The organism is Corallococcus sp. AB045, from assembly GCF_003668895.1.
In the GTDB taxonomy this organism is placed as follows: domain Bacteria; phylum Myxococcota; class Myxococcia; order Myxococcales; family Myxococcaceae; genus Corallococcus; species Corallococcus coralloides.
In genome coordinates this window covers 1-5,112 of the sequence record NZ_RAWN01000353.1, presented here as the reverse complement: position 1 = coordinate 5,112, position 5,112 = coordinate 1, and the positions used below count along the sequence as shown (strand labels likewise).

Annotated in this window: 3 protein-coding genes; 2 read left to right on the top strand and 1 reads right to left on the bottom strand. The window is 67.4% G+C overall.

Features of this window, described 5'->3' with window-relative positions; genetic code table 11:
- The first annotated feature begins 323 nt into the window (after positions 1-323).
- Positions 324-2,531 carry a bifunctional (p)ppGpp synthetase/guanosine-3',5'-bis(diphosphate) 3'-pyrophosphohydrolase gene (locus tag D7Y21_RS40255; protein ID WP_120564407.1) on the top strand — a complete coding sequence of 736 codons (2,208 nt, stop codon included), beginning with the start codon at positions 324-326 and terminating at the stop codon, positions 2,529-2,531.
- An 81-nt stretch (positions 2,532-2,612) separates the two neighbouring features.
- On the top strand, positions 2,613-2,999 hold the full coding sequence (locus D7Y21_RS40250) for a RidA family protein (protein ID WP_120564408.1): 387 nt from the start codon (positions 2,613-2,615) through the stop codon (positions 2,997-2,999).
- Between the two features lie 93 nt (positions 3,000-3,092).
- Here D7Y21_RS40250 and D7Y21_RS40245 read toward each other — a convergent pair whose 3' ends face one another.
- Positions 3,093-5,048, bottom strand: coding sequence for a thioredoxin domain-containing protein (locus tag D7Y21_RS40245; RefSeq protein ID WP_121718534.1), 1,956 nt, complete (start codon positions 5,046-5,048; stop codon positions 3,093-3,095).
- Between the last annotated feature and the right edge of the window lie 64 nt (positions 5,049-5,112).

The following is a 5,112-nucleotide window of genomic DNA, read 5'->3' as shown; positions in this document are numbered from 1 at the left end:
GGAATAGGGCTCGCCCGGGCGCGGGGCGTGGCCGCCGGACGGGGGGCCGGAGCGGCCTCTTCCATCGCCTGGCCGCACAGCACGCAGGTGGCCGAGCGTGGCGGGTTGAATCCGTCACAATTCGGGCAGACCACCGGGAGCGCGGACAGCAGAAGCTGAGACATGGGCAGAGGGCCAATCTAGGGGGGCGTGAAACGCCGGGTCAACGAAAGCCTCGGACCAATATCCTAGGCGCCCGGGCCTCCAGCACCCGGCGGGGCACGCGATGTTCCAGGGTAACGTTGCCCCTGCTGTTTGAGGCAGTTACGATTGTCACCGCCTCGATGATTCGCCTGAACGACATCCTGCAGCGGGTTGCGTCGTACCACCCGGACCCCGACCTGGACATCATCAAGAAGGCGTACGTCTACTCGGCCAAGGTCCATCAAGGGCAACTCCGCAAGTCGGGAGAGCCCTACCTCATCCACCCGCTGGAGGTGGCGGGCATCCTGGCGGAGCTGAAGCTGGACGAGGCGTCCATCGTCACCGGCCTGCTCCACGACACCATCGAGGACACGCTCGCCACCGCGGAGGAGCTCACGGAGCTCTTCGGCCCGGAGGTCGCCCAGCTGGTGGACGGCGTGACGAAGCTGTCCAAGTTCTCCGCGTCCGCGACGCTCTCCCAGGAGGAGAAGCAGGCGGAGAACTTCCGCAAGATGATCATCGCGATGGCGCAGGACATCCGCGTCATCCTCGTGAAGCTGGCGGACCGCACGCACAACATGCGGACGTTGGATCACATGTCCGAGGAGAAGCAGGCCCGCATCGGGCAGGAGACGCTGGACATCTACGCGCCCCTGGCCAACCGCCTGGGCATCTCCTGGATCAAGACGGAGCTGGAGGACCTGTCCTTCCGCTACGTGAAGCCCCAGGAGTTCTTCGCGCTGGAGGAGCAGCTCAACAAGCGCAAGAAGGAGCGCGAGGCATACATCGAGGACACCTGCGACCTGATGCGCGCCAAGCTCCAGGAGCGCGGCCTCAAGGGCGACGTCAGCGGGCGCTTCAAGCACGTCTACAGCATCTGGAAGAAGATCAAGTCGCAGGGCATCGACTTCGATCAGATCCACGACATCATCGCGTTCCGCATCATCGCGCCGTCGGTGCCCTCCTGTTACGAGGCGCTGGGCATGGTGCACCAGATGTGGAAGCCGGTGCCCGGGCGCTTCAAGGACTTCATCGCCATCCCGAAGCCCAACATGTACCAGTCCCTGCACACCACGGTGATTGGTCCGTTGAGCGAGCGCGTGGAGGTGCAGATCCGCACCTCGGAGATGCACAAGATCGCCGAAGAGGGCATCGCCGCGCACTGGGCCTACAAGGAAGGCCGCGCGCCCATCTCCAAGGACGACGAGAAGTTCGCCTGGCTGCGCCAGCTGATGGAGTGGCAGCAGGACCTCAAGGACCCCAAGGAGTTCCTGGAGACGGTGAAGGTCGACCTCTTCACCGATGAAGTCTTCGTCTTCACGCCCAAGGGCGACGTGCGCAGCCTGCCGCGCGGCGCGACGCCGGTGGACTTCGCGTACGCCATCCACTCGGACGTGGGCGGCCGGTGCGTGGGCGCCAAGGTGAACGGCAAGATTGTTCCCCTGCGCTACAAGCTGAAGAACGGCGACACGGTGGAGGTGCTCACCAGCCCGCAGGCGCACCCGTCCAAGGACTGGCTCACCTTCGTCAAGACGAGCCGCGCGCAGCAGCGCATCCGCGGCTTCATCAAGCAGCAGCAGCGCGACAAGAGCCTGCAGCTGGGCCGCGAACTGGTGGAGCGCGAGTTCAAGCGCTTCCAGCTCAACTTCAACAAGCAGATGAAGTCCGGCGAGCTCAAGAAGGTCGCCGAGGAGCTGGGCTTCCGCGTCGAGGACGACCTGCTGGTCGCCATCGGTTACGGCAAGGTGACGCCGCAGCAGCTGGTGCTGCGCATCGTGCCGCAGGAGAAGCTGGCGCAGGCGGAGCCGCCTCCACGTCCCACGGACGGCGGCGGCTCGGGGGCGAACGCCTCCATGCTGCCGGGCCTGTCGCGCATGACGGACCTGGCCAAGCGGCTGGTGGGGCGCAACAACCGCAGCGGCGTCCAGATTGGCGGCGTGGACGACGTGCTGGTGCGCTTCGGGCGCTGTTGCAACCCCGTTCCCGGGGACCCCATTGCGGGGTTCATCACCCGGGGGCGGGGTGTGACGGTGCACACGGTGGGGTGTGAGAAGGCCCTGGCCACGGACCCCGAGCGGCGCGTGGACGTGTCCTGGGACGTGAAGGGCGACTTCAAGCGGCCCGTCACCCTGCGCGTGCTGACGGCGGACCGGCCGGGCCTGCTGGCGGACATCACCAACACGTTCTCCAAGAAGAGCGTCAACATCTCCCAGGCGAACTGCCGGGCCACCGGCGACGACCGGGCGGTGAACACCTTCGAGGTCACCATCTCCGACCTCAAGCAGCTGACGGACCTGATGCGCTCCATCGAGCGGTTGACGGGCGTCTACTCGGTCGAGCGAATCTAGCCCTGTCCTGTGCTACAGCCCGCGGCGGACCCGCGGCCCCCGTCCCCTTTGGGGGGGCCGCCTCAACGCGAGGTGTGCTGCATGGCGCGCAAGGCAATCCACTCCGACGACGCCCCCAAGGCGATTGGCCCCTACTCCCAGGCCGTGCAGGTGGACGCCGGGAAGATGACGTTCCTGTCCGGCCAGATTCCCCTGGACCCGAAGACGATGGAGCTCGTCCCCGGTGACGTCGTCGCGCAGGCCGAGCAGGTGATGAAGAACCTGCAGGCCGTGCTCGCCGCCAGCGGCCTGGACTTCAGCCACGTCGTGCGCTGCACCATCTTCCTCACCAACCTGGGTGACTTCGCCAAGGTGAACGAGGTGTACGCCCGCGCCTTCTCCGGCTCGCCGCCGGCCCGCGCCACCGTGCAGGTGTCCGCGCTGCCGCGCGGCTCCCAGGTGGAGATCGACGCCATCGCCGTCTCCTGAAAAGGCCGCACCCGGGAGTCGCTGGAAACACGAAGGCCGCCGGTTCCCGCTGTGGGAGCCGACGGCCTTGTGTGCTTCAGGAGCGGGGGAGGGCTACTTCGCTTCCGCCGCCATCGCCACGCCGGCCTTCTTCAGCTCCTCGTCGATGACCTTCTTGAAGGCATCGAAGGGCTGCGCACCGACCAGCGTGCGGCCGTTGATGAAGAACGTCGGGGTGCCGTTGGCGCCCTTGGCGGAGCCGTCCGCCATGTCCGCCTCGATCTGCTTGTCGAACTTGCCCGACTCCAGGTCCGTCTTGAACTTGTTCATGTTCAGACCCAGCTCCTGGGCGTACTTCTCCAGGCTGGCGCGGTCCAGCGCGCGCTGGTTGGCGAAGAGCTTGTCGTGCATCTCCCAGAACTTGCCCTGCTCGTGGGCGGCCATGGAGGCCACGGCGGCGAGCTTCGCGTTCTGGTGGAAGGGCAGGGGCTGGTGCTTGAAGGCGAACTTGACCTTGCCCTTGTAGGCCTTCTCCACCTGCTCGATGGTCGGCACGGCGCGGCTGCAGAAGGGGCACTCGAAGTCGGACCAGGCGACGATGGTGACGGGCGCGTTCTTCGGGCCGCGCACCGGGGCGTCGCCCACTTCCACCTTCTGCACGGCCGGCTCGGCGGGCGCCGCGGGGGCGGCCGGAGCGGCGTTCACGTTGTCCAGGTTCAGCTTGGCGTAGAGGTCCTCCGCCTTGGTGCCGGCGGCGAGCGCCTTGTCAGCCTTGGCGATCTCCTGGTCGATGAGGGGCTTGAAGGCCTCGAAGGGCTGCGCGCCGGAGAGGAAGCGGCCGTTGATGAAGAAGGCCGGGGTGCCGTTGGCGCCCACCGCGCTGCCCGCGGAGGAGTCCGCGTCCACCTTCGCGGAGATCTTGCTCGACTCCAGGGCGGCCTTGAACTTGTTCATGTCCAGGCCCAGCTCCTGGGCGTACTTCTCCAGGCTGGCGCGGTCCAGGGCGCGCTGGTTGGCGAAGAGCTTGTCGTGCATCTCCCAGAACTTGCCCTGCTCGTGGGCGGCCATGGAGGCCTGCGCCGCGAGCTTCGCGTGCGAGTGCATGGGCAGCGGCTGGTGGCGGAACACCACGCGCACGTCCTTGCCGTAGGTCTCCTTGATCTTGTTGAGCGTGGGCACCGCGCGGCTGCAGAACGGGCACTCGAAGTCGGACCACTCGACGATGGTCACCTTCGCGGTGGCCGGGCCGAAGGAGGGGGAGTCCGCGGGGATCTCAATCTTCTTCGCGGCGGCGGCGGGCTCGGCCTGCTGCTGGGCGGCCTTGGCCGGGGCGCGCTCGACGCCCTTCTCGATGGTGCGCGCGTACACCTGCGACGGCGCGACGCCGCTCTTCACCAGGCCCTCGGCCTTGGCGAGCTCCTCGTCGATGATGGCCTTGAAGTTGTCGATGGGCTGCGCGCCGGAGAGGAAGCGGCCGTTGATGAAGAAGGCCGGCGTGCCGCTGGCGCCCAGCTGCTGGGCCAGGGCCTGATCCTTGTCGATGCTGGCGCCCAGGCGGTCGTCCGCCATGTCCGCCTTCCACTTCGCCACGTCCAGGCCGATCTGCTTGGCGTAGCCCTCCAGGCTCTCCCCATCCAGCTTCTTGTTGTTGGCGAAGAGCAGGTCGTGCATGTCCCAGTACTTGCCCTGCTCACCGGCCGCGAGCGCCGCGAGGGCCGCGGGCTTGGCGTGCGGGTGGAAGGACAGCGGGTTCTGGCGCATCACCACGCGCAGCTTGCTGCCGTAGTCCTTCTGGAGCTGCACGACGGTGTTGTGCGCGCGGCTGCAGAACGGGCACTCGTAGTCGGAGAACTCCACGATGGTGACGAGCGCGTTGACGCTGCCCTTCGTGGGAGCGCCGTCGACGGGCACCTTGAAGACGGTGGGGTCCACGGCGCGCGCGGGCTTGTTGGCCGCCTGCGCGACGGAGGGCGTGTTGCCGGGGGTGGGCTTCGAGCCGGTGGCGGCACGGCCGCCAACGAACCCGAGCACCAGGCCGACCAGCAGGGCCACGATGACATTGGGCTTCATGGGTTGGGAATGCTCCTGCGCCATAGGTCCGACTCCGGGCCCCAAGCGGGTGTCTGGGTTGGGT